This is a genomic window from Oleisolibacter albus, from assembly GCF_003336875.1.
Classification (GTDB): domain Bacteria; phylum Pseudomonadota; class Alphaproteobacteria; order Azospirillales; family Azospirillaceae; genus Niveispirillum; species Niveispirillum album.
The window spans coordinates 227,490-254,290 of sequence record NZ_QGNJ01000002.1 but is presented as its reverse complement, the minus strand read 5'-3'; the positions used below and the strand labels follow the sequence as shown (position 1 = coordinate 254,290).

Below are 26,801 nucleotides of genomic sequence, written 5' to 3'. Positions count from 1 at the left end.
CCCCTGCTTGCGGCGGCCGGAGCTTGGCACGGGGCGGCGGATGGCGACAAGAACGGCGGGCGCGCAGGCGATATGCTGGACGGGCCGATGCTGGGCGCCGGCCGCGCCCGGCCGGTTGGCCGCCGGCGCTGCGGCGGTTATGGTGCCGGCAGTCAGCTTCAGCCATAGGACCGCCATGCCGGACCGCATCGGGGTGCTGTTCGTCTGCACCGGGAACATCTGCCGCTCCCCCACGGCCGAAGGGGTGCTGCGCCAGCGCCTGCGCGAGGGCGGGCTGGACGGCCTGATCCATACCGACAGCGCCGGGACCCACGGCTATCATGTGGGCGAGCCGCCGGATGCACGCGCCTGCACCCATGCGCGGCTGCGCGGCATCGATATCGGCGATCTGCGCGCCCGGCAGGTGGAGCCGGCGGATTTCGAGCGCTTCGACCTGATCCTGGCCATGGACCGCGGCCACCTGACCCGGCTGGCCCGGATCGGCCCGCCCGGCGCGCGGGGCCGCCTGCACCTGTTCACCGATTTCGCCCCGCCCCCGCAGCGGGGCCAGGATGTCCCCGATCCCTATTATGGCGGCGCCCAGGGCTTCGAGGCCGTGCTGGATCTGGTGGAATGCGGAGTCGACGGGCTGGTCCGGGATCTGCGGCGACGGCTGGCCCTGCCGGCATGACCATCGTTTTCCGCCGATGAGGCCCCGCTTCTGCGCGTAAAGGTATTGTTCACGAAGCCTCCCTAGCATTCCGCCAGCACACCGGAACCGGGCCAGACCCGGGCGGGTGGGGACGGCAGGGGTTCCGTGCGATGGGCTTCCGGCTCGACAGCCGTCAGGAAGAACTTCTGGACTACTGGCGCACACGCCGGGATGGGGCCTTCGCTCCATCGCGCCGATGCATCGACCCCGCCGATCTGCGCCGGCTGCTGCCCTGGATCGCCTTGCTGGATGTGGTGGAGGACAGCCCGCCCCGCTTCCGCTACCGGCTGGTGGGCACGGCGCTGGACCAGTCCTTCGGGACCGGCGTCACCGGCCTGTTGCTGAGCGACGCCTGGACCCCACCCCTGGCTAATGGCTGGCAGGCCTGGCTGCGCCGGCTGTGCCGGGAGCGGGCACCGGTGCTGTGCCGGGCCAGTTTCCATGTCGACCAGGATTATGTGCAGTTGGGCAGCCTGTTCCTGCCGCTGTCCAGCGATGGCCGGACCATCGACCGCATCCTCGGCTGCGTGGCCTGGACGGCCACCCTGGCCCGGTTCCCCGCCCTGGTGGATCTGCAGCCGGCCCTGGCCGGCTGGGAGGGGAGCAGCTTGACGGTTTGAGCCGGGGATCGGCGGATGCTAGGGTGCGGCGCTCCGCCCCTGTCCTCCCGTCAGCCGGTTCGACCCGCCCCGTGTCCACACAGACTTCGCCGTCCCCCGCGCCGACCACGGCCGCCGCTTCCGCCGGTGCCGCCGGTGCCGCCACCCCGATGATGGCCCAGTATCTGGAGATCAAACGGCAGCATCCGGGCTGCCTGCTGTTCTACCGCATGGGCGACTTCTACGAACTGTTCTTCGATGATGCGGTGCAGGCCTCGGCGGCGCTGGACATCACGCTCACCAAGCGCGGCCAGCATCTGGGCGAGGACATCGCCATGTGCGGCGTGCCGGTCCACAGCCATGAGCAGTATCTGTCCCGCCTGATCCGGCAGGGCTTCCGCGTCGCCATCTGCGAGCAGACCGAGGACCCGGCCGAGGCCAAGAAGCGCGGTTCCAAATCCGTGGTCCGGCGCGAGGTCATCCGGGTCGTCACCCCCGGCACCATCACCGAGGACGGGCTGCTGGACGCCCGCGCCAACAATTACCTGGCCGCCCTGGCCGAGGCGGCGGGCGAGACGGGTCTGGCCTGGCTCGACCTGTCCACCGGCGAACTGACCCTGCAGCCGCTGGAGCGCACCGGCCTGCCCGCCGCCCTGGCCCGGCTGGCCCCCGGCGAGTTGCTGCTGCCGGAGCGGCTGGCGCAGCAGCCGGACCTGTTCGATCTCTGGGCCGAGTGGAAAAGCCGGCTGACCGTCCAGCCCAATGCCCGCTTCGACAGTGAGAACGGACGCCAGCGCCTGCTGGACCTCTATGGCGTGGGGACGCTGGACGCCTTCGGCCATTTCAGCCGCGGCGAGATCGCCGCCGCCGGCGCCCTGGTCGATTATGTGGAACTGACCCAGAAAGGCCGGTTGCCCCGCTTCGACCCGCCCCGGCGGCTGGCCGCCGGGCAGGTGATGGAGATCGACCCGGCCACCCGCCGCAATCTGGAACTGGTGCGCACCCTGACCGGCGAGCGGCGGGGCAGCCTGCTGGCCGCCATCGACCGCACGGTGACCGGGGCCGGCGCCCGCCTGCTGGCGGCGCGGCTGGCGGCGCCGCTGACCGACCGCACCCGCATCGACCGGCGCCTGGACATGGTGGCCTGGTTCACCGGTGCCGACGCCCTGCGCCAGGAGGTGCGCGAGGCGCTGAAGCGCACCCCCGATGTCGAGCGCGCCCTGTCGCGCCTGACCCTGGACCGGGGCAGCCCCCGTGACCTGGCCTGCGTGCGCGACGGGCTGGAGCGGGCCATGGAGCTGCGTCGGCGCCTGGATGCGCCCGGCCAGTCCCCCATCGCCCCGCTGCCCGCCGGCTTGGCGGAGGCGGCCCGCGATCTGGGGGACCATGAGGACCTGGTGCGTCTGCTGGGCGAGGCGCTGGGGCCGGAGCTGCCGCTGCTGGCCCGTGACGGCGGCTTCATCGCCCGCGGCCACTCCGCCACCCTGGACGAGTTGCGCGCCCTGCGCGACGACAGCCGCCGCCACATCGCCAACCTCCAGGCCCGCTATGTCGAGCAGACCGGCATTTCCTCGCTGAAGATCAAGCACAACAATGTGCTGGGCTATTTCATCGAGGTCACGGCCACCCATGCCGACAAGATGATGCCGCCCGCCCATGGCGGCGCCTTCATCCACCGCCAGACCATGGCCGGCGCCGTGCGCTTCACCACGGTGGAGCTGTCGGAGCTGGAGCGGAAGGTGGCCGAGGCCGGCGACCGTGCCCTGGCGCTGGAACTGGAGCTGTTCACGGCCCTGGTGCAGGCGGTGCTGCGCGAGGCCGACGCCATCGCCACCGCCGCCCGCGCCCTGGCGACCCTGGATGTCAGCAGCAGCCTGGCCGAGCTGGCGGCCGCCGGCAACTGGTGCCGGCCGCAGCTGGAGGACGGTCTGGCCTTCGAGATCGAGCAGGGCCGGCACCCCGTGGTCGAACAGGCCCTGAGCGCCAATGGCGGCGGGCCTTTCGTCGCCAATGACTGCGACCTGTCGCCCGACCGCCGCCTGTGGCTGCTGACCGGCCCCAACATGGCCGGCAAGTCCACCTTCCTGCGCCAGAATGCGCTGATCACCGTGCTGGCCCAGACCGGCAGCTTCGTACCCGCCGCACGGGCGCGACTCGGGGTGGTGGACAAGCTGTTCAGCCGCGTGGGCGCCGCCGACGATCTGGCCCGCGGTCGGTCCACCTTCATGGTGGAAATGGTGGAGACGGCCAGCATCCTCAATCAGGCGACCGAGCGCAGCCTGGTGATCCTGGACGAGATCGGGCGCGGCACCGCGACCTTCGACGGATTGTCCATCGCCTGGGCCTGTGTCGAGCATCTGCACGAACAGGCCCGCTGCCGCAGTCTGTTCGCCACCCATTACCATGAGCTGACGCTGCTGGCCTCCAAGCTGCCCCGCCTGTCCTGCCACACCATGCGGATCAAGGAATGGCAGGGCGACGTGGTTTTCCTGCATGAGGTGGCGGCCGGCACCGCCGACCGCAGCTATGGCATCCATGTGGCCCGGCTGGCCGGACTGCCCGCGTCGGTGGTCACGCGGGCGGAACAGGTTCTGCACCTGCTGGAAACGGGGGAACAGGGCAGCGCCGTGGCCCGGCTGGCTGAGGATCTGCCGCTGTTCAGCGCCGCCGCGCGCGCCACACCCGCTGCGCAGGCCGCGCCACCGGCGGAATCGGCCGTAGAATCGGCCCTGAAAACCATCAATCCCGACGAGTTGACGCCGCGGCAGGCGCTGGATGCGCTCTATCGGCTGCGGGGCCTGATGGCGGAAAAGAGGTGATCTACACACGGGCGCACGCGGGCGCGGACAGGAAAGTTCCCGTGTCTTCCATGCATATAGTGCATGCCGGACATCACCCCCTGGCCGTGAACTTTGCACGAACGCCGGTGTAGGGGGGCTGTAACCAAGGCGTCATATCTACTATATTGTCGGTCAGGTTCGGCGCGCCGAGCTTCTGGGACGGTGTGCGCCCTATCCGCTTTCGTCAAGCATGGGTGTCTGTTCGATCCGGCTGGTTCGCCCGGCTGGTATCGCCACCGTGTTTTCCCGAGGCGCGCAGCCTGCGCGGAAAGTGAGAGCCGACACAAAATGTCCGATAGCTTCGATTTCACCACCGGGGATCACGTCGTTTATCCGGCCCACGGCGTGGGCAAGATCATCGGCATCGAGAACCACAGCATCGCGGGGATCTCCGTGACCCTGTACGCCATCCAGTTCGAGAAGGAACGGATGACGTTGAAGGTGCCGATCGCCAAAGCCAAGGCTTCGGGTCTGCGCCGGTTGTCGTCCAAGGACCGGATCAAGGCGGCGCTGGAAACCCTGACCGGTCCCAGCAAGGTCAAGAAGATCATGTGGAGCCGCCGGGCCCAGGAATACGAGGCCAAGATCAATTCCGGCGATCCCGTCTCCATCGCCGAGGTCGTGCGCGACCTCTACCGCGGCGAGGACCAGTCCGACCAGTCCTACAGCGAGCGGCAGATCTATCATGCCGCCCTGGAGCGCCTGGCGCGCGAACTGGCCGTGGTGGAGAAGATCGACGAGCGCAAGGCCACCGAGCGTCTGGAAGCCGTCCTGAGCAAGGCGGCCTGACACGGTCGGAGCGTGCTGTCTTTTGAGGTGCGCCCCCAAGGGTGCGACACTTCCGGATAAGAAGGGGCGGCCCACGCGGTCGCCCCTTTTTTTGTATCCGGACGACCCTTACACTCAGGCCCCGTCCCGCCCGCAATGACCAGCAACCGGATGCCAGACGACCAGAAATTCGCCCTGCTCGGACGCCCTCGGCGGATCTGGGCGGTCGGGGCCATTCATGGCGAAGCCGACCGTCTCGCCGCCCTGCATGACGATATCGGCACCCGATTTCTGGCCGGTGACCGGCTGGTCTATCTGGGCAACATGGTGGGACGCGGGAGCGGCGTCCGCGCCACGCTGGACGAGGTGCTGGCGTTCCGCCGCCAGGTGCTGGCCATCCGCAGCGTCATTGCCACGGATATCGTCTATCTGCGTGGCGGGCAGGAGGAGATGTGGCAGAAGCTGCTGCAGCTCCAGTTCGCGCCGAACCCGTCGTCGGTGCTGCAATGGATGCTGGGCCAGGGGCTGGAAGCCACCCTGGCCGCTTATGGCGGTGATGCGGCCCAGGGTCTTGCCGCCGCCCGCGATGGCGCTGTCAGCCTGACCCGCTGGACCAACCAGTTGCGCGCCGCCCAGCGTGCCGCACCCGGTCATGATGCCCTGTTCAGCGCCCTGAAGCGCGCCGCCTACAGCAGCGATGCCGCCGGTCAGCCCGGCCCGCTGCTGTTCGTCAATGCCGGGCTGGATGTCAACCGGCCTCTGGCCGTGCAAGGGGACCGCTTCTGGTGGGGCGGCAGCGGCTTTTCCCGCATCGATGCGCCCTATGGCGAGTTCATGCGCATCGTCCGCGGCTATGATCCGACCCGGTCCACCCCCGGCCCGGTGGTGAGCCCGCACGCGGTGACGCTGGATGGCGGCACAGGCCATGGCGGTCACCTGATCTGCGGCTGCTTCGCCCCGGACGGCAGTCTTCTGGAAATCGTCGAGGCGTGACCACCCGCCGGCGGATCATTCGATCGTTGCACTTTTTTTCTGTAGACCGGTGATCCGGCTGCCTGGCCTTTCCGTAAAAGCCTGCGAGACCACAAAGGAGGCCGATCGCGCCTCCAGTTGGCAAAGGGAGCTGGCGGATGGCGCACATCGACGATCCCGAGACGCAGCGGGCAAATCTGTTGTTCATCAAGGCGTCGATGAAGGAGCCGCTGCTGGCCCGCGATCTGGAGCAGGAACTCGCCCGGCGCTGGCGCGAACACGGGGATGAACGCGCCCTGCACCAGCTCGTTCGCAGCTATACCCGCCTCGTCGTGGCCACGGCCAGCCGCTTCCGCAATTACGGCCTGCCCATGGGCGATCTGGTGCAGGAGGGCAATGTGGGGCTGATGCAGGCCGCCGCCCGCTTCGAGCCCGACCGCGAGGTGCGCTTCTCCACCTACGCGGCATGGTGGATCCGCTCGGCCATGCAGGACTACATCCTGCGCAACTGGTCCATTGTCCGCACCGGAACAACGTCGGCGCAGAAATCCCTGTTCTTCAATCTGCGCCGGCTGCGCGCCCGGATCGAAGGCAATCCGTCATCCTCCGGCCTGTCCGCCGAAGGGCGCCGACAGGTAGCGGAGGCCCTGAATGTGGATGAGAAGGAGGTGGAGACCATGGAAATGCGTCTGGCCGCCGCCGATCAGTCCCTGAACAGTCCGCTGGCCGATGGCGGCGAGGATGAGTGGCAGGATTTCCTGGCCGACGAGCGCCCGTCGCCCGAAGCGGTGGTCATCGGCATGCGCGACAGCCGCATGCGCTCGCGCTGGCTGATGGAGGCCCTGGGCGAACTCAGCCCGCGTGAACGCACCATCATCGCCGAGCGCCGCCTGCGCGACGAGGGCGCCACCCTGGAAGAGCTGGGGCGGGTCCTGGGCGTCAGCAAGGAGCGGGTGCGGCAGCTGGAGAACCGCGCCATGGTGAAGCTGCGCGCCAGCATGATGAAGCGCGTCGGCGCCGCCGAGGATCTGCTGCTGGAAGCCTAGGCCGGGCGCTCACATGCAGAGGCGCCAGACGGTGACGGTCCCGACACGCCCGCGCAGGCTGAAATCGCCGATATTCTCCATCGGGATCGTCCGGGCATAGTCGCCGGCGCTGGTGATGGTGTCGCCGCTGGTCAGCACGACACAGCAATGGTCGCCCAGCAGGTCGCTGCCCAGCGCTTCGAGGCGGGCCGCCGTGTTCACCGTATCGCCGACGATGGTGTAGTTGATGCGGCTGGTCGTGGCCCCGATATTGCCGACGACCACCGGACCGGAATGAACACCGATCCGCAGACAGACCGCAGGACGCCCTTGCAGACGGGCGGCCTCCGCCTCCTCCGCCATCACCCTGGCGATGGCATGGGCGGCGCGCAGGGCGCGCACCGCATGGTCCGGCTGCTGCTCGGGCGCGCCCCAGAACGCCATCACGGCATCGCCGATGAACTTGTCCACCGTGCCGCCTTCCGCCTCGATGCAGGCGGCGATGCGGGTGAAATGGTGGTTCAGCCAGCAGGCCGTCTCCTGCGGGGTCATGGTTTCCGCCATGGCGGAGAAGCCTTTGACGTCGGTGAACAGGACGGTGACATCCCGTTCTTCCGATATCACACCGGTCTGACCGGCTTCCCGCCGGATCAGGCGCAGGACCAGGGCCTTGGGCACATAGGTCTCGAACCAGCGCAGCCCGGAGACCATGGTATTGAAGGCCTGTGCCGCATCGGAGATCTCCCGGAAACGGCTGTCCTGCAGCTCCGGCACCTGCTGGAAATCAAGGGTGCGCATGGCCGCCGCCGCCCCGGCCAGCCGCTTGACCTGCCGGCTGATCGCCTTGCCCAGCATCAGCGCCAGCAGAACGGAGACGACCAGGATGCCCAGGCCGACCACGGTCAGCCGCATCAGGCGACGATATTCGGAATCGACCTGGGCCTCGTTGAGGGCGATCACCAGCGTCCAGGGCTTCTCCCCGTAATCCGCCAGCGGCTTCAGCAGATAGACGAAACCGCCGACCGGCAGTTGCGCCAGCCGCAGATCCAGGGGCTGATCGCCCTTGAACTGGAACTCCCGGGGCAGCGGCTCGCCGGCCTTGCCCCCGCGATAGCCGGTGCTGCGCCCGGCGGCATCGATCTGCTGCCAGATGCCACCGGCAATGGGGTCCCCCAGTTCCGACAAGGTCGGAAGCGGTGGATGGTCGGTGACCTTAGAGAAATCAAGACGCCGGTCCACCAGGGCGGGATGGGCCAGGACATACTGGTTGTCGAACAGGATGAAGCTGCGCGTCTCGCTGCCCTGGTCGATATCGGCCAGGAACCGGGACAGACCGCGGAAGGACACGCCGGTCAGCAGCACGCCCAGGAACTTGCCGCCGCGGCGTACCGGCATGCGCACACTGACGATGCTGGTCTTCTCCTCCGGCGACCAGACGGGATCAACCCAGACCGCCCCCCCCGTCATCCGTGCCTGGGCCAGCACCTCTTCCGCCCAGGCCGGATTGTGCTCGCGCTTCACCAGGGCGTGGCCATTGTCCTGGCGCATGGCGACGGTGAACAGCCCGTTCTGCTGCGACAGGAAGGCAATTCCGGTGATCTGCGGTGCCGGCGCCAGGGCGGCGCGCAGCGTATCGGCCAGTTGCGACGGGTTGTCCGGATCGACCTGGCCGCTGACGATCAGCCGTTCGACGAATTCCACCTGGGCGCGGGCGGGATCGAGCTGGGCGCGGAGACGGTATTCCATCCCGTCCATGACCAGCTGGGCCTTGTCCTGCAAGAGATCCGTGGTGTTGAGACCGGACACGCGCACGCCGAGATAGAGGACGCTGGCCACCGCGGCCAGCATCAGCCCGCCGAACCCCAGCATCAGCACGACGGCGATGGGCAGATGGATGCGCTTGCGCTTCCAGCGGCGGCACGTCGGCGGTGGCGGTGGAGCGAAGTCCTGGGACGGTACGGTCATGACGTGCGACCCTACCGCCCGGCCCGGACTGCCGCAACATGCACCCTGTCATCAATCCGTGACGAGCGGGTGGGTCAGCCCTGCACGACCAGCTTTACCAGCTGTCCCGGTTGCAGCGCGGTCCCCGGCGCGATGTCGTTCAGCACGCGGAACCGCTCCTCCGCATAATCGGTGAAGGGCATGCGGCGGACGAAATCCGCCACCGTTTCCCCCGGCTTCACCGCGACGATGCGCAGGCGGTAGGGCCGGGAGGCCTGCCGGTCGGCGTCGGTCAAGGGGCGGAACCCCTCCACCGTCCGCCGGAACGCCGCATCGAGGCCCGCCGTGGCCGTCGGCGGCGTCACGAACAGGAAACGGTAATAGGTGTCGGCGCTCCAGCGGATGGCCACCAGACGCACATCCATGAGACCGGAGCGGGTGCTGACCCGCGCCGTGCCGGTGGCCGCCGGCATGCCGTTGACGCTGAGGCTGGCGGTGCCGGACAGGTCGCTGCCCCGCGCCCAGACCGTGCGCAGATAGGCCTCGGGGCTGGCGGCACCCTGGGATGGCGCAGCGTCGAAGATGATGCGCGCATCGCCCGGCCCCAGCGCCAGGACGGCCTGTTCGCCGTTCACCAGCTGGAAGCCATCCGGCACCTGGAAGCGGAAGCCAAGGGACGGATGCAGGAAGGTGGTGCCGCGGACGAGACCATGATCCGGGCTGTCGCCATAGATCATGCCGTCGAGCAGACGCAGATAGGACTCGGTCCCCACGGTCCAGTCCCGGCCCGGACGGGCCGCGGCGGCGGTGGACGCCTGCTCCACCCGCTCACCCGTGGGCGGATGGGTCTGGAGATAGCTGAACTGGTCGGCGCTGCCCGGCTTGCCCGCCAGCAGGGCGTCCAGCTGGGCCTGGCGCCCCATGGTGGACAGGAAACCCGACATCTGCCGGGGATCATAGCCCGCGGCCGCCATGTAGCGGATGCCCAGCCCGTCGGCCTGCAATTCCTGGCCGCGGCTGAACCCGGCCAGCACGCCCTGGCCGACCGCCTGTCCCAGCTGCGCCGCCTCCTGCCCCAGGAACACCCCGGCCGCCGAGGCCAGCACGCCAGCCACCGTGCCCTGGCTGTAGCGCTCGGCCGTGTGGCGCGCGGTGACATGGCCGATCTCGTGGCCGACGACGCCGGCCAGCTGCGCCTCGTTGTTGGCCAGGGCCATCAGCCCGCGGGTGACATAGACATAACCGCCCGGCAGGGCGAAGGCGTTGACGATGGGGCTGTCCAGCACGGTGAAGCGGTACTGGATCTCGGGCCGCTCGGTGGCACGGGCCAGGGTCTGCCCCATCCGGTCCACATAGGCCTGGACCGCCTGATCCTTGTAGGCGCCGCCGAACTCGGCCGTCACCTGCGGGTCCTGCTCGGCCCCGACGGCCTTTTCCTGTTCCGCCGACATCAGCCCGGCAAACTGGCGCTCACCGGTGGCGGGATTGGTGCTGCAGGCCGCCAGCAGCAGGAGCGCGGCCAGCCCGCCGGCCACGCCGCAGAGGCGGAACCGGGACCGCCGGGACCGGGGCAGCGGGGCTGAAAGGGGCATGCGGCACCTCGCCTTGGCCGGGAACATCATGGTTCCAGGAACGGCCGGCGGCCAGCCGGGTTCCGGCCGGCGCCGTCCATCGGCGAGCATGCCCGATGCGCCGCGACCGACACAAGGGCGGGTCCACGGGGCATCGGGATGGCGCATCGGGATGCGGCGTCGGGACTGGGCCTGGTCCCGTCCCGACACGGCGGCGGTCAGAGCGCCGATTTCTCGCCGGTGCTGGCGAAGACGCTGTGCAGGAACCAGCCCAGCAGCGTCAGCAGCAGCAGGAACCCGCCCCATTGGCGGCTGACGGTGAGCATGACGGCGATATCGGCGGCCAGCAGGCCGCCGTAGAGGGCAAGCATACGCTTCATGACAGAACTCCCGGAGGCCGGCGCGCCCTAGCAGGGACGACGCCGGACAGAGCCGGCCGGGACCAGGCCCGCCGGCGGATCGGGGGGGCAACACCCCCGGGGGATGGACTCAGATCCGGGAGAGGAGGGGCGGGCCGGTCGGCGGGTGCGCCCCGGTCCGGATGGGCCGGGCCGGCAGGGGCGCGGCAAAGGAGTGATGACGCCCGCCCGACGCCGGACGCATCCCGGTGGTGGCCGGCAGCAGGGCCGCAACCGGGTCACTGCCGTCCAGCGGCAGCACGGCCCCGGACCGGACCGGCATGTCGGCCGCCAGCACGGCCCGCACCAGCCGGCCGCCGGCCGTGCCCGTACCGGCTGTGCCCGTACTGGCCGCGCCGGACGCGTCGAGGACGACCCCGGACCCGGCGCCGGACCCGGCGGCGGTCCGGTCGGACTCGATACCCAGCCCCATCAGGGCCAGGACCAGGGCGACCAGACCATAGACCCAGCGGTCCGCCGTCGCCGCAGGCGACAGACTGTCAGAGATCGCCGCAGGCGGCAGACTGTCCGGCACCGCCGCAGGCGGCAGGGGTTCCAGCACCGCCGACATCGGCGGGGAAGTCTCCGTCACGATGGGGACGGGGGCGCTGGACACCGGGGACAACCTCGATCGAAAGGAGGAATGTCCGGGAAGATGGGGAGGGCGGCGGGCTGCCGCAAGGGGATCTGCGCCCCCGCCGCCGGCGCAGGACAGCCATGCCCGGCGGCGGCCCTTTCCCCGCGCCCGGTGTCTGCATACATGTTCCGGCAAAATCCGGACACCGGGAGGAAAGAGTATGGATACCCCGCCCGCCAGCATCCCGCCCACGCCCGGGGTCGCCGGCACCCCCATGGCGCTGGGGATCCGCGGCCGCTGCCCCCGCTGCGGCCAGGGCCATCTGTTCGCCGGCTATCTGCGGCTGGCCGACCGCTGCGACCAGTGCGGGCTGGATCTCAGCTTTGCCGACCCGGCCGACGGGCCGGCCTTCTTCGTCATGTCCATCGTCAGCATCCCGCTGGTGGCCTTCGCCGCCTGGCTGGAGATCGCCCATCAGGCGCCGCTCTGGGTGCATCTTCTGACGACTCTGCCGCTGGCGGTGCTGTCGGTGCTGGCCCTGCTGCGGCCGCTGAAGGGCTGGCTGGTCTGCGCCCAGTACATCAACAAGGCGGCCCAGGGCCGGTTGCAGGACGACGAGGCGGAGTGATGGTCCGCCATCCGCAACCGGACAGCGAGCCCACGCCGATGGCGCGCCCCTGGCAGCCGGTATTGGCGGCCGGGCCGATCTATCGCAGCCTGGCCGACGCCATCGCCGCCGACATCGCCGCCGGCGTGCTGCGGCCGGGGGACCGGCTGCCGCCGCAACGGACGCTGGCCCAGGCCCTGGGGGTGGACCTGACCACGGTGACCCGCGGCTATGCCGAGGCGGTGCGCCGCGGGCTGGTGCAGGCCGAGACCGGCCGCGGCACCTTTGTCCGCGGATCGGGCGTCCGCGGATCGGGCGTCCGCGGGCCGGCGTCCGGGGCCGCCCGGGACGACGGGACGGCGCCGGAGCTGGATCTGTCCATGAACCTGCCGCCGCTGCCCCCCGGCCTGCAGGACCAGCTGGCGCAATCCCTGACCGCCCTGCTGCGCCAGCCCGACGGGGCGCGGCTGCTGAGCTATCAGCCATCGGCCGGGGCCGATGCCGACCGCCAGGCCGGGGCGGCCTGGCTGGCGCCGCTGCTGCCGGACCTGCCGGTGGAGCGGGTGCTGCTGGCCGCCGGGGCCCAGGCCGCCCTGGCCGCCATCCTGAGCACGCTGGCCCGGGCCGGCGACACCGTGCTGACCGAGGCCTTCACCTATCCCGGTCTGCGGGCCGTGGCCGCCCAGCTGGGAGTGCGCCTGCAGGGGCTGGCCATGGATGCGGAAGGCGTGCTGCCCGAGGCGCTGGACGCCGCCTGCCGCGACGGAACGCCCGCCGCCTTCTGCTGCACCCCCACCATCCAGAACCCGACCACGGCCACCATGTCGCCGTCGCGCCGGGCCGCACTGGCCGCCATCCTGCGGCGCTTCCGCCTGCCCCTGGTGGAGGACGACGCCTATGGGCTGCTGCCGGCGGAACGGCAGACGCCGCTGGCCGCCCTGGTGCCGCAGCAGGCCTGGTACATCGCCACCCTGTCGAAATGCCTGATGCCGGCCCTGCGGCTGGCCTATGTGGTGGTGCCGGAGGGACGCAGCAACGCCCGCGCGCAGCTGGCCCTGCGCGCCGTGCAGCAGATGCCGTCGCCGCTGGCCAGCGCCCTGGCCAGCCGCTGGATCGGCGACGGGACGGCGGCCGCCTGCCTGGAGGCCGTGCGCAAGGAGGCATGGGCCCGCCAGTCCCTGGCCGGCCTGCAACTGCCGGCGGGCCGCGTGGCCGCCGATCCGGCCGGGCACCATGTCTGGCTGCGCCTGGCCGGGGGCAACCGGGCCGACTCCACGGCCGAGCGCATGCGCCGCGCCGGGCTGGCCGTGGTGCCGGGATCGGCCTTCGCCGTGGCGGACGCCCCCTATGAGGCCCTGCGCCTGAGCCTGGGTGCCGCCCCCGACCGCATCAGCCTGGGGGAGGCGCTGAGCCGCGTCGCCGACAGCCTGGATGCCGGCGGCGGACAGGAGCTGCCGCCGGACATCGTCTGATCCCGGCAGCATCCCCGTCCCGACAGCATCCCGCCGCGGCCTGTCCTGGCGCACCGCAAAGGCGACCTGGCGTTACCTTAAGGCGACGCCAAGGCGACAAACGCGACCTTAAGGTGACGCGGCCGCCGGCGGATGTCGCCTGCCACAGGCTTGATGTCGAAGGGATTTCTGTCCTTAAAGTGACAAAGGCGACGACAATGCGCCTGCGGCGGTCATGTCACCTTAAGCCCTTTTTTCTTCACGCTATCCAGGAACCGGACACCCTGACGGCATCGGGTTCAAAGGACCACATATTAGGAATTTTGTCCAGATCCAGGCCCGCCGCCCGCCCCGGTCAGACGGCGCCGCTGCGCACCAGGGTGATGCCCTGCATCAGGGCGGCGGCCATGCGGTCGGCCTTGTCCTGGAACTGGGCGGCCAGATCGGGGACGAACAGCTGTCCCGCGGTTTCGGCGAACAAGGCCAGCCAACGGCGGAAATGTGCGCCCTCCAGGCCCGGGATCATGGCATGGACCTGCATCGGCCGGCCGCCATAGCGGCCCGTGGCCAGCATGACCGAGGACCAGAAGGCATGGACGCGCAGCAGATGCTCGGTCCAGGCCGCATCGGTCCGGCCCACCGCCTGCTCGAACACCGGCCCCAGCAGCGCATCCCGCCGGGCCAGGGCATAGAAGTCGCGCACCAGCACGGCGATGCTGTCCTCGTCGATGCGGTCGAAGCGGGGGGCGGCGTCCATGCTCACAGTCCCAGAGAGGGCTCACAGTCCCAGATAGGCGGCCGGGTCGGGGCCGATGATCCAGGGGTGGAGATATAGCAGCGCCGCCCACAACAGCAGCGCCAAGGCCGGGCGCCAGATGCCCACCCCGCGCAGATCGGGCCGCACCCGCCCGGCCAGGGCGGCCCGGAAGGGAAGCCAGCCCACCGCCCACAGCGGCGCCGGGGCGGCGTGGAGGTTGCGCAGCAGGGCCACCAGGGCGATGAGGGCGAAGCCGGCGAAGACGATGGTGCTGCGCAGGTCCGACAGGGCGAACAGATGCAGCAGCGACCACAGCAGCACGCCCAGGCTGCCCGGCACGGCGGTGATGGAATAGATGCCGCGGGCGGCGGCACCGGAGGCTGGTCCGGAATCCGGTGCGGGGGACGGTCCGGGGGGCCGTGTCGTCAGCCGCGCCAGGATCAGCAGCCAGGCCAGCGGCATCAGCACGACAGCCGCCTGTTTGGCCGCGGCGCCGAGATCCAGCGGCGAGATCCGGCTGGGCGCCGCCTGCCAGGCCAGCACCAGCCAGACCAGGGCCGCCAGCGACAGCAGCGAATAGGCGGCGCGATAGGCGGCAGCCCCGAACCGGGCCGTCAGCCCCGTCTTCAGGCCCGGCCAGGCCGACAGCAGATGCGTCGCCACCAGGGCCAGTGTCGCCAGCAGCAGACTGCCCATACAACACGCTCCATGCCGCGCCGATGCGGCCCCTCCCGGCGCCCCCGCGGCCGGACCGACGCAGGATAGCCGCAAGCCCGGCCGTTCCGCCAAGGTCATGGCGCCCCGGGGAGCCGGGATTGCCGGATCGGTTTGCCTTGCGCAACGGGCCGGCCTAAAGTCCTTGGCTTCCAGGGGCCACGCCCGGCCCCGGCCGTCTTTTCTGGAAAGCCCATGCATCGCGGTGACCTGTTCCCCCCCCTCGACCCGTACCAGACCGGTCGCCTGAAGGTCAGCGACCTTCACACCCTGTACTGGGAGCAGTGCGGCAACCCCGACGGGGTGCCGGTGGTGTTCCTGCATGGCGGACCGGGGGCCGGCGCCTCGCCCACGCACCGGCGCTTCTTCGATCCGCGCTTCTACCGCATCGTCATCCTGGACCAGCGCGGGGCCGGCCGCTCCACCCCGCTGGGCGAGCTGCGGGAGAACACCACCGAGACGCTGGTGCAGGACATCGAGACCCTGCGCGAGCATCTGGGCGTCCAGCGCTGGCTGGTGTTCGGCGGCTCCTGGGGATCGACCCTGTCGCTGGCCTATGCCCAGACCCATCCGGAGCGGGTGACCGGCCTGATCCTGCGCGGCATCTTCCTGATGCGCCAGCAGGAGATCGACTGGTTCCTCTATGAGATGCGGACCATCTTTCCCGAGGCCTGGGCCGGCTTCGCCAGCCATATCCCCGAGGCCGAGCGCGGCGACCTGCTGGAAGCCTATTGGCGGCGCCTGACCGCCGACGACCCGCAGGTGCGCATGCAGGCCGCCCGCATCTGGAGCGTCTATGAGGGCGCCTGCTCCACCCTGCTGCCCAGCCCCGAGCTGGTGTCGGCGTCGGGCGAGGACAACCATGCCCTGGGGCTGGCCCGGATCGAGGCCCATTACTTCCGCAACAACAGGCTGACCCCGGAAACCCGGCTGCTGGACCAGGTGGACCGCATCCGCCACATCCCCACGGTCATCGTGCAGGGACGCTACGACGTGGTCTGCCCCATCCGCACCGCCGACGAGCTGCACCGGGCCTGGCCGGAAGCCGATTATGTCATCGTCCCCGATGCCGGACACAGCGCCATGGAGCCGGGCATCCGCGCCGCCCTGGTGCAGGCCACGGAACGGTTCAAGTCGCTGTCGTAATCCCCGTGGCCGGGCGCCCGGTCACCGGGCGTCCGGCGTCTCCACCCGGGCCGGGGGCACGGGCGCAGGCCGGCCCAGCCCCCGGTCCCCCAGCCGCCGGTCCCGTACCCAGCGGCGCAGGCCCTGGCGGAGGCGCATCCAGCCCGGCTCCGGCGGCGACAGGTCGATGCCGACGCTGGTGACGCGGTCGCCCTCCATGGCCGCCACGATGAGATCGACGGCCCCCAGCCGCACCCGGTCGCCCAGGGCCGGCCGCCGCCCCAGCCGCCGGGCCAGCAGCGCCCCCAGGCCGAGGCCGGCATCGGCCCCGGAATCGAAGCCATAGAGCAGGGCGGCGCTGGCGGCCGGCGTGTCGGCGTCGAGCTGGAAGTCGCCGGCGGGCCGGTCCTCCGCCTCCGCCGCCATGCGCGGCCCGAACAGCCGGTCCATGCGGCCCAGACCGGCCGGATCGCCGAGAACCAGGACAGCATCGCCGGGGCGCAACCCCTCCGCCTCGTCCGGACGCACGGGATGGCCGTCGCGGATGATGGACAGGACCTGGAGCGTCTCCGGGATCAGCAGCCGGCCACGGCGGCGCACGGCCGCCTCGCTGTCGGGGGCCACGGTGAAGACGGCCAGCTGGCGCTCGGCGCCGGGCAGGTCGAAATCGGCGCGGGTGGGGCCGGCCGGGCCAGCCGGGGCCAGCACCCCCAGCCAGCGCGCCGCCGGCCCCAGGGTCCAGCCCTGGAGCAACAGCGACACCAGCACCACCACGAAGGCGATGCCGAAATAGGTCTCCGCCCCCGGCACCCCGGCCAGCACCGGCATGGTGCCAAGCACGATGGGCACCGCCCCGCGCAGCCCCACCCAGGCGATGAAGCCCATCTCGTCGGGCTGGAACCGGAACGGCGCCAGACAGAGGAAAACGGCCAGCGGCCGGGCCACCAGCACCAGCGCCGCCGCCACCGCCAGCCCCGGCAGCAGCAAGGGCGCCAGCTTCGACGGCGTGACCAGCAGCCCCAGCAGCACGAACAGGGTGATCTGCGCCAGCCAGGCCAGCCCGTCATGGAAGCGGCGGATCAGCAGATCGGCCTTGTGCCGGCGGCTGCCCAGCACCAGCCCGGCCACATAGACGGCCATGAAGCCGGAGGAGTGCAGGGCCTGGGCACTGCCGAACAGGAACAGGGCGGCGGACAGCGCCAGGATGGGATAGAGCCCGTCGGCCACGGTCAGACGGTTGCTGATGCCGACCAGCAGCGCGCCGCCGGCGGCGCCCAGGGCCGCCCCGCCCACCAGCTGCACCAGGAAACCGGACAGGAAGGTCCAGGACCAGGCCGGCTCCGGCCCGGTGACCAGGCTGATGCCCAGCAGGGTGAGGAACACCGCCATCGGGTCGTTGAGGCCCGACTCCACCTCCAGGGTGGCGCTGACCCGGGCGCGCAGGCCGATGCCGCGCACCTGCAGCAGGAAGAACACCGCCGCCGCGTCGGTGGAGGCGACGATGGCGCCGACCAGCAGCCCCTCCGGCACCCCCACATCCAGGGCCAGACAGGCGATGGCCCCGGTCACCCCGGCCGTGACCAGCACGCCGGCCGTGGCCAGCACCAGGGCCGGCCAGCGCGCCAGCCGGAAGGTCTCCACCCGCGTGCGCAGCCCGCCATCGAACAGGATCACGGTCAGGGCCAGGCTGCCGACGAGATAGGCCAGCTGATAGTCGCCGAAGGGAATGCCGCCCGGCCCCTCCTCCCCCGCCAGCATGCCCAGCGCCAGGAACACCAGCAGCAGCGGCGCGCCGATGCGCGACGAGACCAGCCCCGCGGCGATGGCCAGCAGCAGCAGCAGGCCGAACAGCAGGATGGCATGATTGACGGCGTCCATTCCCTCTCCCCGGTCCCTTCCCGCGCCTCACCCGGCGCCCTGCCGGTGTGACGGGCGGAACACCGGTGTTCATTCAACAGCAGTCCGGCCCCCTTTATAGCGGCGGATGGTTAAGGCCCGGTGCGCAAGGGACACTTTGTGGCCCGGCGGCAACAGACCCGTCCGGGATCAGAAGCCGGCGTCCGGCGACAGATGCGTGACCGAAAAGCCCTGGCGGCCGGCCAGCAGCTCGGCCACCCGCAGACGGTGGCAATGGGTGTGGCTGGCCTCGAAACACAGCAGGCAGGACGGCGCCTCCGCCGCCAGGGCGCCGGCACGGGCCAGATCATGCTCCCCCTCCGGCCGGGACAGGCTGTCCTCGACGATGCGCCAGAACAGCGGCCAGTCGCCCTGGTGGTTGGCCACCCGCCCCTCCTTGGGCGTGCCGAGCCCCTTGAGGTGGACATAGGCGATGCCGGCCCCGGCCAGGCCGGCCGCCAGCGGCGTCTTGGAGAAGCCGGCCCGGCGCGACAGCGGCAGGTCGCGCACATCGATCAGCGTGCGCACGCCGGCCCGCCGCAGCGCCGCCAGCACCGCCGCCTGGGACGCGCCCTCATAGCCGATGGTGAACAGATCCATGCCCGCCCCTCCCCTGACGACCAGATCCCGCCACGCAGGCCAGGGTAGCGCGGATGGCACGGGCGGGGCCAGGGTCCGCGCCGGAATCAGCTTGCCATCACGCCCCCTGCCCCGTATAAACCCCGGCTCTATCGGGCGGCGAGGCCGGGCCGGTGTGCCCGGGGCATGCCCAACCGCCCCCTTAGTGGAAGGACTGAAAATGCCCAAGCTGAAGAACCACTCGGGCTCGAAGAAGCGGTTCAAGGTGACCGCCTCGGGCAAGGTGAAGGCCCAGGCCGCCGGCAAGCGCCACGGCATGAGCAAGCGCCCCCAGAAGATGAAGCGCAACGCTCGCGGCACGTTCGTCATGTTCAAGGCGGACGGCGAGAAGGTGCTTGAGAATTTCCTGCGTGTGGTGTGAGGAGGTCTGAACAATGGCTCGCGTTAAGCGGGGCGTGACCACCCACGCCCGTCACAAGAAGATCCTGAAGCTGGCCAAGGGTTACCGCGGCCGCGGCTCGAAGTGCTACCGCGTTGCGATCGAGAAGGTCGAGAAGGCGCTGCGTTACGCCTATCGCGACCGTCGTGCGAAGAAGCGCGATTTCCGCAAGCTGTGGATCCAGCGTATCAACGCCGGTGCGCGTCTGCACGGGCTGAAGTACAGCACCCTGATCCACGGCCTGAAGCGCGCCGGTATCGAGCTGGACCGCAAGGTCCTGTCCGACATCGCCGCCCAGGAGCCCGAGAGCTTCGCCGTCCTGTGCGGCAAGGCTTCCGACGCCCTGAAGGCCGCCTGATCGGCGGTTCGCGTCTGCGATCCTGGAAAAGGGCGGTCCCGCGGGGCCGCCCTTTTTCATGTCCGCCCCCCCCGGGACGGGTTTGCCCGTGCGCCGTGTCCCGCCCCCATGCGATCCGCGGTGACAGCAAGGAGCGCGGGATCGGCGGGATCGCTGCCGGTACGCGACCTGGACGATGCGCTGATCGAGGCGCTGAAAGCGCGGGCCGCCCTGGTCCAGCATCTCAGCCATGCCAGCCTCGCCTAGGATCGGCTGGCATCGCCGCCGCGACCGCGCTAGGTTTCGGCGCCAATTTCCGGAATTCGTCCCATGACCGCCCTCGACAGCCTGACATCCGACCTGATCGCCGCCGTTGACGCCGCCGCCGACATGACGGCGCTGGAGGAGGCCCGCGTGGCCGCCCTTGGCAAGAAGGGCCGCATCACCGCCCTGATGGGCGACATGCGCACCCTGTCGCCGGAGGAGCGCAAGGAGCGCGGGGCGCAGCTGAACGCGGTCAAGGAGGCCGTCAGCCAGGCCATCGAGGCCCGGCGCAGCGTGCTGAAGCAGGAGGCGCTGGCCCGCCGGCTGGAGGCCGAGCGCATCGACGTCACCCTGCCGGTGCGGCCCGAGGCCCAGGGCCGCGTCCACCCCATCACCCAGACGGTGGAAGAGGTCATCGCCATCTTCGCCACCATGGGCTTCACCGTGGCGGAAGGGCCGGACATCGAGACCGACTTCCACAACTTCACCGCCCTGAACATCCCGCCGGAGCATCCCGCCCGGCAGATGCACGACACCTTCTATCTGCCGCCGGCGGCGGACGGCGCGGCGCGGGTGCTGCGCACCCACACCAGCCCGGTGCAGATCCGCACCATGCTGAAGCAGAAGCCGCCGATCCGCATCATCGCCCCCGGCCGGACCTATCGGTCCGACTACGACCAGACCCATACGCCGATGTTCCACCAGGTCGAGGCGCTGGTCATCGGCGAGGACATCCATATGGGCCATCTGAAGGGGACGCTGCTGGAGTTCTGCCGCGCCTTCTTCCAGATCGACGACCTGCCGGTGCGGTTCCGCCCCAGCTTCTTCCCCTTCACCGAGCCGTCGGCGGAGATCGACATCGGCTGCGCCCGCAAGGGCGGCGAGCTGAAGCTGGGCAATTTCGGCGACTGGCTGGAGATCGGCGGCAGCGGCATGGTCCACCCGAAGGTGCTGGAGAATTGCGGCATCGACAGCACGAAGTACCAGGGCTTCGCCTTCGGCATGGGCATCGAGCGCATGGCCATGCTGAAGTACGGCATCCCCGACCTGCGCACCTTCTTCGAGGCCGATCTGCGCTGGCTGAAGCATTACGGCTTCGTGCCGCTGGACCAGCCGAACCTGGCCCAGGGCCTGACACGCTGACGCACACTTGCCCGTAGGGCGATCGCGCACTACGCTGAAGTCATACGGTGCATCGCAGAGGCAGGACAGGAGGAAGGCATGGCCCATCCGGTTTCCGTCCGCCTGGACGATACGGTCCAGGCCATCCTGGAAGATGCGGCGCGGGATCGCGGCGTCGGCCTGTCCACCTATCTGCGGGAACTGGCTGAAAGCGAGGCCCGGCGGGTGCGGCGCGCGCGCATCCGCGCCCAGAGCCGCGCCGTGGCCACCCACATCGCCGGCAGCGACGAGGCCAGGGATTTCATGGACTCGTGGACGACGCCGGAACCGGTGGGACCGCAGCGATGATGTTGCGCCCTGGTCAGCTGGTTCTTGTGGATTGGCGCGATGCCCTGCCCAAGGACCCCAACAAACGCCGGCCGGCAGTGGTCGTCGAAGACAGCGACCTGTTCGATCCCAGCTATCCCAATCTGATCCTGGTGCCGCTGACCGATGATGCGGACCTGGCGATTGCCGATCTGGCGGTGGAAATCCCGCCGACATCCGAAAATGGCTGCACCAAAACCTGCTTTGCCCTGTCCCACCATGTGACCACCACATCCAAGCGACGGATCACGCCGACCGACTCCCACATCGGCGCATCCCAGCTCACCGAAATCCGCCGCCGCATCGCCCAGGCGATCGGCCTTGAATAGCTGGCCGTCCGGCCCCGACACCCCCGCTCCACGCTGACACGGAACCGCCTTCCATGAAGTTCACCCTCTCCTGGCTGAAGACGCATCTCGACACCGATGCCCCGCTGGAGCGCATCACCGACACGCTGACGGCTCTGGGCCTGGAGGTGGAGGGGGTGGAGGACCGCGGGCGGGAACTGGCGGCCTTCCGCATCGCCCATGTGGTCTCGGCCGAGAAGCACCCCAACGCCGACAAGCTGCGCCTGTGCATGGTCGATGCCGGCACCGGCGCGCTGGTGCAGGTGGTCTGCGGCGCGCCCAATGCCCGCGCCGGCATGAAGACCGTGTTCGCCCCGCCGGGCACGGTGATCCCGGTCAGCGGCGACACGCTGAAGATCGGCGCCATCCGCGGCGTGGAGAGCCGGGGCATGATGTGCTCCGAGCGCGAGCTGAAGCTCAGCGACGAGCATAACGGCATCATCGACCTGCCGGCCGACGCGCCGGTGGGCGCCAGCTTCGCCGAATGGCGCGGCCTGTCCGACCCGGTGATCGAGATCGCCCTGACCCCCGACCGCGCCGACTGCGCCGGCGTGCGCGGCATCGCCCGCGATCTGGCCGCCGCCGGGCTGGGCACGCTGAAGCCCCTGGCCCCGGCCCCGGTGCCGGGCCGCTTCCCCGCGCCGCTGCGGGTGAGCCTGGACACCCCGGACTGCCCCCAGTTCGCCGCCCGCGTCATCCGCGGCGTCAGCAACGGCCCCAGCCCGAAATGGCTGCAGGACCAGCTGGTGGCCGTGGGGCTGCGCCCGATCTCGGCCCTGGTGGACATCACCAACTTCTTCAGCCTGGACCAGGCCCGGCCGCTGCATGTGTTCGACGCCGCCAAGCTGCGGGGCAACCTGTCGCTGCGCCCGACCGCGGCGGGCGACCGCTTCCTGGCCCTGAACGGCAAGGATTATACGCTGCCGGCGGGGCTGATCGGCATCTATGACGACAGCGGTCTGGTCAGCCTGGCCGGCGTCATGGGCGGCGAGAGCACCGGCGTCACCGAGACCACCACCGACGTGGTGCTGGAGGTGGCGCTGTTCGACCCGGTGAAGATCGCCGAGGCCGGCCGCGCCCTGCAGGTGACGTCCGATGCGCGCTACCGCTTCGAGCGCGGCGTGGACCCGGCCGGCGTCGCCGCCGCCGTGGAGCAGGCCACGGCCATGATCCTGGACCTGTGCGGCGGCGAGGCCGGCGAGACCGTCATGGCCGGCGCCGAGCCGGCCTGGCAGCGCCGTCTGAGCCTGCGCCCCGCCCGCGTGGCCCATCTGGGCGGCGTGGACGTGCCGGAGACGGAGCAGGTCCGCATCCTGACAGCGCTGGGCTTCGGCGTCAGCCGCCAGGACGGGGTCCTGGCCTGCACGGCGCCGTCCTGGCGCCGCGACGTGGAGGGCGAGGCCGATCTGGTGGAGGAGGTGCTGCGCGTCCACGGATTCGACCATATCCCGGCCACGCCCCTGCCCCGCGACGTGGGCGCGCCGAAGCCGGCCGTCGATGCCCGCCAGCGCCGCACCGGGCTGGTGCGCCGGCAGATGGCCGCCCGCGGCCTGCTGGAGACGGTGACCTGGTCCTTCGTGGCGCCGGAGGTGGCCGGGCTGTTCGGCAGCGTACGCCCCGAGCTGACCCTGCTGAACCCGATCAGCGCCGACATGGCAGTGATGCGCCCCGGCCTGCTGGCCACACTGCTGCCGGCCGTGGCCCGCAACGCGGCCAAGGGCTTCCCCGATGTGGGTCTGTTCGAGGTGGGCGCCGCCTTCCGCGACGGCAGCGAGACCGGCCAGGATCTGGTGGCGGCCGGCGTGCGCGCCGGTGCCGCCGTGCCGCGGACCTGGACCGGCGGCAGCCGCGCCGTCGATGCCTTCGACGCCAAGGCCGACGCCATCGCCGCGCTGGAGGCGGCCGGTGCCCCCGCCGCCAACCTGCAGGTGACGCGCGATGCCGCCGCCTGGTACCACCCCGGCCGGTCCGGCGTGCTGCGCCTGGGTCCCACGGTGCTGGCGCAGTTCGGCGAGGTGCATCCCGCCATCCTGGAGGCGCTGGACATCACCGGCCCGGTGGTGGCGTTCGAGGTCATGCTGGACGCGGTCCCGGCCGCGAAGAAGAAGCCCGGCACCGCCAAGCCGCTGCTGGTGCTGTCGCCGTTCCAGCCGATCCAGCGCGACTTCGCCTTCGCCGTCGCCGCCGATGTGGAGTCGGACCGGCTGGTGAAGGCAGCCAAGGGCGCGGACAAGCAGCTGGTCAGTGATGTGGCCGTGTTCGACGTCTATCAGGGCGAGCGGATCGAGGCGGGGCGCAAATCCATCGCCCTCTCCGTCACGTTGCAGCCGCAGGACAAGACGCTGACCGACACCGATATCGAGGCCGTGGCCGGAAAGATCGTGGCCGCCGTGATGAAGGCGACAGGCGCCACGCTGCGGACCTGACCGCCCGGTCCCCCCTATTACCATCGCACGAGTACCGGGGCGCCCGACCTATTGCAGAAGGTCGGGCGCCTTTTCTATGTGCGTCCGGGCTTGCACAAGCGGTCCTGCATAAATCACAATAAAAATAGAAATAAAGAGGCATGGTCCCACGCTGGAGGGGACCGCCCGACCCCAGGGAGGAATGATGAAGACGCTGTTCCGGAATCTGTCCGTCGTGCAGAAGCTGCTGATCCCGCTGCTGCTGATGGGCGGGTTGACCGTCAGCACCAGCCTTTACGCCCTGTCGCAGATGCGCACGGTGGGACACGAATACCGGGCCATGCTGGAACGGTCAGAAACCAGCAAGGCCATCCTGATGGCCAATGCCGCCGCCACCGACATCGGCCGCATCGCCTATACCATGGCGGCCGAAACCGACAGCTTCATCATCGACAGCATGAAGGACGAGATCGGCCTCAAGGCCGAGACGCTGCAGAGCCATCTGGCCACGGTCGAGTCGCTGCTGCCGGAGCGCAAGGCCGATCTGGACAATGCCCGCGCCGACTTCGCCCGCATGATGGATGTGGTGGACCAGGCGCGCAGCCTGATCCTGAACGGCAAACAGCAGCAGGGCGCCCAGATCCTGGTCGACCGCTTCGACATCAAGCTGACCGATCTGCTGGACCGTCTGGTGGTGGCCACCCAGGACGTGCAGACGGCCATCGATGCCGGCAAGGCGGCCACGGCCGAACGCTACCGCCACGCCCTGACGGTGACGCTGACGGTGGCGGCGGTGGGCACCATCCTGGTCCTGGGTCTGGCCCTGTTCATCACCCTGGCCGGGGTGTCGCGGCCCCTGCGCCATGTGGTCGAGACCATGACTCGGCTGGCCGATGGCGATCTGGATGTGACCGTGCGCGGCGACGACCGCCGGGACGAGGTCGGCGCCACCGCCCGCGCCGTCACCGTGTTCCAGCGCAACATGCGGGACGCCAGCCGGCTGCGGGCCGAGCAGGAGGCGCTGAAACAGCGGGCCGAGGCCGACCAGCGCACGGCGCTGAACCGGCTGGCCGACGAGTTCGAGGCCAGCATGGCCTCGGTGGTGCGCTCCGTGGCCGGAGCCGCCGACCGCATGCGCGGCACGGCCGAAGGGCTGAACGAGGTGGCGGAGCAGACCAACCGCCAGTCGGAGACGGTGGCCGGCAGCGCCGAGCGGGCCGCCGAGAGCGTCAACACCGTGGCCGCCGCCGCCGAGGAACTGTCGGCCAGCATCGGCGAGATCGGGCGGCGCGTGGCCGAAAGCGCCCGCATCGCCAGCGAGGCCGTGCGCGAGGCCGAGCGCTCCAACACCACCGTGGCCGGGCTGGTGGATGCCGCCCGGCGCATCGGCGACGTGGTCAAGCTGATCAGCGACATCGCCAGCCAGACCAACCTGCTGGCGCTGAACGCCACCATCGAGGCGGCCCGCGCCGGCGAAGCGGGCAAGGGCTTCGCCGTGGTGGCCGGCGAGGTCAAGGCGCTGGCCAGCCAGACGGCCCGCGCCACCGAAGAGATCGGACAGCAGATCGCCGAGGTGCGCAGCGTGGCCGCCAACGCCGCCGAGGCCATCCAGGGCGTGGGCGGCACCATCACCCGTATCAGCGAGATCGTCGGCAGCATCGCCGCGGCGGTGGAGCAGCAGGGTGCCGCCACCGGCGAGATCGCCAGCAGCGTGTCCCAGGCCGCCACCGGCACCCAGGAGGTGTCGGCCACCATCGGCAGCGTGACCGAGGCCGCCGCCCGCACCGGCGCCATGGCCGGCGACGTGCTGGGGTCGGCCCAGGCCCTGGTGGCGGAGGCCGATGTGCTGCGCCAGCAGGTGGACCGCTTCGTCGGCCGCGTGCGGGCCGGCTGAGGGCAGATCGACAGAAGGCGGACCGGCCAGGAGCGAGGGACAGAGGGAGGTGGGCGGACGCGCCCACCTCGCCATGCCGGATCAGCTCAGGCCCTTCTGGCCCATATCCAGGAACTTCTGGCGGCGGTTGTGGCGCAGGGTCCCGCCATCCTGGCTGCGCAGACCGTCCAGCGCATCCTCGATGGCATTGCCGACCGCCAGCAGCATCTCCTGCACGCGGCGGTGGGCGCCGCCCACCGGCTCCATGATGATGCGGTCGATGACACCCAGATCCTTGAGGTCCTGGGCCGTCAGGCGCAGCGCCACGGCCGCGTCGGCGGCGTTGGCCGCCGACCGCCAGAGGATGCCGGCACAGCCTTCCGGGCTGATGACGGAGTAGATCGAATGCTCCAGCATCAGCACACGGTCGGCCGAGGCGATGGCGATGGCACCGCCCGATCCGCCCTCACCGATGACGACGCTGATGATGGGGACGCGCACGCGCAGGCAGGTCTCGATCGACTTGGCGATGGCCTCGGCTTGGCCGCGCTCCTCGGCGCTGACGCCGGGGAAGGCGCCGGCCGTGTCCACCAGGGTGATGATGGGCAGGTGGAAGCGGTCGGCCATCTGCATCAGCCGCTGGGCCTTGCGGTAGCCCTCCGGCTTGGCCATGCCGAAATTGTGCCGCACGCGGCTTTCGGTGTCGTTGCCCTTCTCCTGGCCGATGACCATGACGGCCCGGCCACGGAAACGGCCCAGCCCGCCGATGATGGCGCGGTCCTCACCGAACAGACGGTCGCCGGCCAGCGGCGTGAAGTCGGTGATGAGGGCGTTGACATAGTCCAGGCAGTGCGGGCGCGCCGGATGGCGGGCCACCTGTACCTTCTGGGCCGGGGTGAGCTTGGCGTAGGTGGTGCGCAGAAGCTTGTCCACCTTGTCCTGAAGCTTCTTGACCTCGTCGGCGATGTTGAGGTCGCCGCCATCGGCAAGATGGCGAAGCTCCTCGATCTTTCCTTCGAGCTCGGCAATCGGCTTTTCGAATTCCAGGAAGTGCATCTTTGGTGAGGATCCGGGACCTGTCGAACGCGGCTGATTAGCATAGGCTGTCCGGGAGGGCTAGGCCGGAGTGCGGGA

At 70.4% G+C, this 26,801-nt stretch carries 26 protein-coding genes; 17 read left to right on the top strand and 9 right to left on the bottom strand.

Going from position 1 to position 26,801, the window contains the following annotated elements:
• Window positions 1–175: 175 nt before the first annotated feature.
• The 6 genes from DK368_RS04195 to DK368_RS04170 all read left to right on the top strand — a co-directional run bounded on the left by DK368_RS04195 (window position 176) and on the right by DK368_RS04170 (window position 6,916).
• Window positions 176–670: a low molecular weight protein-tyrosine-phosphatase gene (locus DK368_RS04195; RefSeq protein ID WP_114392305.1), complete on the top strand. Its 495-nt coding sequence runs from the start codon at window positions 176–178 to the stop codon at window positions 668–670.
• Between the two features lie 131 nt (window positions 671–801).
• Window positions 802–1,311, top strand: a complete 510-nt coding sequence (locus DK368_RS04190; RefSeq protein WP_114392304.1) for a PAS domain-containing protein — start codon at window positions 802–804, stop codon at window positions 1,309–1,311.
• A 149-nt stretch (window positions 1,312–1,460) separates the two neighbouring features.
• Entirely contained in the window at window positions 1,461–4,109 is a 2,649-nt protein-coding gene (gene mutS / locus DK368_RS04185) for a DNA mismatch repair protein MutS (RefSeq protein WP_114392303.1), read from the top strand.
• 309 nt (window positions 4,110–4,418) lie between these two features.
• Complete coding sequence (locus tag DK368_RS04180) at window positions 4,419–4,919, top strand: CarD family transcriptional regulator (RefSeq protein ID WP_114392302.1); 501 nt, start codon at window positions 4,419–4,421, stop codon at window positions 4,917–4,919.
• A gap of 150 nt (window positions 4,920–5,069) precedes the next feature.
• Complete coding sequence (locus DK368_RS04175; RefSeq protein ID WP_114392595.1) at window positions 5,070–5,891, top strand: metallophosphoesterase family protein; 822 nt, start codon at window positions 5,070–5,072, stop codon at window positions 5,889–5,891.
• A 137-nt stretch (window positions 5,892–6,028) separates the two neighbouring features.
• On the top strand, window positions 6,029–6,916 hold the full coding sequence (locus DK368_RS04170) for an RNA polymerase factor sigma-32 (protein WP_114392301.1): 888 nt from the start codon (window positions 6,029–6,031) through the stop codon (window positions 6,914–6,916).
• A gap of 9 nt (window positions 6,917–6,925) precedes the next feature.
• On the opposite strand, the gene DK368_RS04165 is transcribed toward DK368_RS04170, so the two are convergent.
• The 4 genes from DK368_RS04165 to DK368_RS04155 form a co-directional block, all read right to left on the bottom strand.
• The gene (locus DK368_RS04165; RefSeq protein WP_114392300.1) at window positions 6,926–8,860 is read right to left on the bottom strand and encodes an adenylate/guanylate cyclase domain-containing protein; all 1,935 of its coding nucleotides are present in this window, start codon (window positions 8,858–8,860) and stop codon (window positions 6,926–6,928) included.
• Window positions 8,861–8,934: 74 nt separating this feature from the next.
• On the bottom strand, window positions 8,935–10,431 hold the full coding sequence (locus DK368_RS04160; RefSeq protein WP_240002328.1) for a M48 family metalloprotease: 1,497 nt from the start codon (window positions 10,429–10,431) through the stop codon (window positions 8,935–8,937).
• A gap of 197 nt (window positions 10,432–10,628) precedes the next feature.
• A complete protein-coding gene (locus tag DK368_RS21245) occupies window positions 10,629–10,790 on the bottom strand; it encodes a hypothetical protein (RefSeq protein ID WP_155524463.1) in 162 nt (53 codons plus the stop codon).
• A gap of 109 nt (window positions 10,791–10,899) precedes the next feature.
• Entirely contained in the window at window positions 10,900–11,424 is a 525-nt protein-coding gene (locus DK368_RS04155) for a hypothetical protein (RefSeq protein ID WP_155524462.1), read from the bottom strand.
• Between the two features lie 181 nt (window positions 11,425–11,605).
• Between DK368_RS04155 and DK368_RS04150 the strand changes: the two genes are divergently transcribed.
• Window positions 11,606–12,013: a DUF983 domain-containing protein gene (locus DK368_RS04150; protein WP_193552245.1), complete on the top strand. Its 408-nt coding sequence runs from the start codon at window positions 11,606–11,608 to the stop codon at window positions 12,011–12,013.
• A complete protein-coding gene (locus DK368_RS04145) occupies window positions 12,013–13,464 on the top strand; it encodes an aminotransferase-like domain-containing protein (protein ID WP_205028035.1) in 1,452 nt (483 codons plus the stop codon). The genes DK368_RS04150 and DK368_RS04145 overlap by 1 nt, the downstream gene beginning before the upstream one ends.
• 334 nt (window positions 13,465–13,798) lie before the next feature.
• On the opposite strand, the gene DK368_RS04140 is transcribed toward DK368_RS04145, so the two are convergent.
• Window positions 13,799–14,200, bottom strand: coding sequence for a group III truncated hemoglobin (locus tag DK368_RS04140; RefSeq protein WP_114392298.1), 402 nt, complete (start codon window positions 14,198–14,200; stop codon window positions 13,799–13,801).
• A gap of 21 nt (window positions 14,201–14,221) precedes the next feature.
• Complete coding sequence (locus DK368_RS04135) at window positions 14,222–14,896, bottom strand: NnrU family protein (RefSeq protein ID WP_162305858.1); 675 nt, start codon at window positions 14,894–14,896, stop codon at window positions 14,222–14,224.
• A gap of 213 nt (window positions 14,897–15,109) precedes the next feature.
• Between DK368_RS04135 and pip the strand changes: the two genes are divergently transcribed.
• The gene (gene pip / locus DK368_RS04130; RefSeq protein ID WP_114392296.1) at window positions 15,110–16,060 is read left to right on the top strand and encodes a prolyl aminopeptidase; all 951 of its coding nucleotides are present in this window, start codon (window positions 15,110–15,112) and stop codon (window positions 16,058–16,060) included.
• A 21-nt stretch (window positions 16,061–16,081) separates the two neighbouring features.
• Here pip and DK368_RS04125 read toward each other — a convergent pair whose 3' ends face one another.
• Both DK368_RS04125 and DK368_RS04120 read right to left on the bottom strand, forming a co-directional pair.
• Window positions 16,082–17,917 (bottom strand): potassium/proton antiporter, encoded by a 1,836-nt coding sequence (locus DK368_RS04125; protein WP_114392295.1) that lies wholly within the window; start codon window positions 17,915–17,917, stop codon window positions 16,082–16,084.
• A gap of 168 nt (window positions 17,918–18,085) precedes the next feature.
• On the bottom strand, window positions 18,086–18,535 hold the full coding sequence (locus DK368_RS04120) for a DUF488 domain-containing protein (protein ID WP_114392294.1): 450 nt from the start codon (window positions 18,533–18,535) through the stop codon (window positions 18,086–18,088).
• Between the two features lie 199 nt (window positions 18,536–18,734).
• Here DK368_RS04120 and rpmI point away from each other — a divergent pair, with 199 nt between their 5' ends.
• From rpmI to DK368_RS04085, 8 genes are all read left to right on the top strand, one after another.
• Entirely contained in the window at window positions 18,735–18,935 is a 201-nt protein-coding gene (rpmI, locus tag DK368_RS04115; protein ID WP_114392293.1) for a 50S ribosomal protein L35, read from the top strand.
• A 13-nt stretch (window positions 18,936–18,948) separates the two neighbouring features.
• Window positions 18,949–19,311, top strand: coding sequence for a 50S ribosomal protein L20 (gene rplT / locus DK368_RS04110; protein WP_114392292.1), 363 nt, complete (start codon window positions 18,949–18,951; stop codon window positions 19,309–19,311).
• A gap of 120 nt (window positions 19,312–19,431) precedes the next feature.
• Window positions 19,432–19,557 (top strand): hypothetical protein, encoded by a 126-nt coding sequence (locus DK368_RS22220; protein ID WP_275668467.1) that lies wholly within the window; start codon window positions 19,432–19,434, stop codon window positions 19,555–19,557.
• A gap of 63 nt (window positions 19,558–19,620) precedes the next feature.
• Entirely contained in the window at window positions 19,621–20,697 is a 1,077-nt protein-coding gene (pheS, locus tag DK368_RS04105; protein ID WP_114392291.1) for a phenylalanine--tRNA ligase subunit alpha, read from the top strand.
• Between the two features lie 78 nt (window positions 20,698–20,775).
• Complete coding sequence (locus DK368_RS04100; protein ID WP_114392290.1) at window positions 20,776–21,024, top strand: hypothetical protein; 249 nt, start codon at window positions 20,776–20,778, stop codon at window positions 21,022–21,024.
• Entirely contained in the window at window positions 20,988–21,371 is a 384-nt protein-coding gene (locus DK368_RS04095) for a type II toxin-antitoxin system PemK/MazF family toxin (RefSeq protein WP_240002327.1), read from the top strand. The genes DK368_RS04100 and DK368_RS04095 overlap by 37 nt, the downstream gene beginning before the upstream one ends.
• A gap of 53 nt (window positions 21,372–21,424) precedes the next feature.
• The gene (gene pheT / locus DK368_RS04090; protein ID WP_114392288.1) at window positions 21,425–23,815 is read left to right on the top strand and encodes a phenylalanine--tRNA ligase subunit beta; all 2,391 of its coding nucleotides are present in this window, start codon (window positions 21,425–21,427) and stop codon (window positions 23,813–23,815) included.
• A 184-nt stretch (window positions 23,816–23,999) separates the two neighbouring features.
• Complete coding sequence (locus DK368_RS04085) at window positions 24,000–25,688, top strand: methyl-accepting chemotaxis protein (protein ID WP_114392287.1); 1,689 nt, start codon at window positions 24,000–24,002, stop codon at window positions 25,686–25,688.
• 81 nt (window positions 25,689–25,769) lie between these two features.
• On the opposite strand, the gene DK368_RS04080 is transcribed toward DK368_RS04085, so the two are convergent.
• Window positions 25,770–26,723 (bottom strand): acetyl-CoA carboxylase carboxyltransferase subunit alpha, encoded by a 954-nt coding sequence (locus DK368_RS04080; RefSeq protein WP_114392286.1) that lies wholly within the window; start codon window positions 26,721–26,723, stop codon window positions 25,770–25,772.
• Window positions 26,724–26,801: the final 78 nt, after the last annotated feature.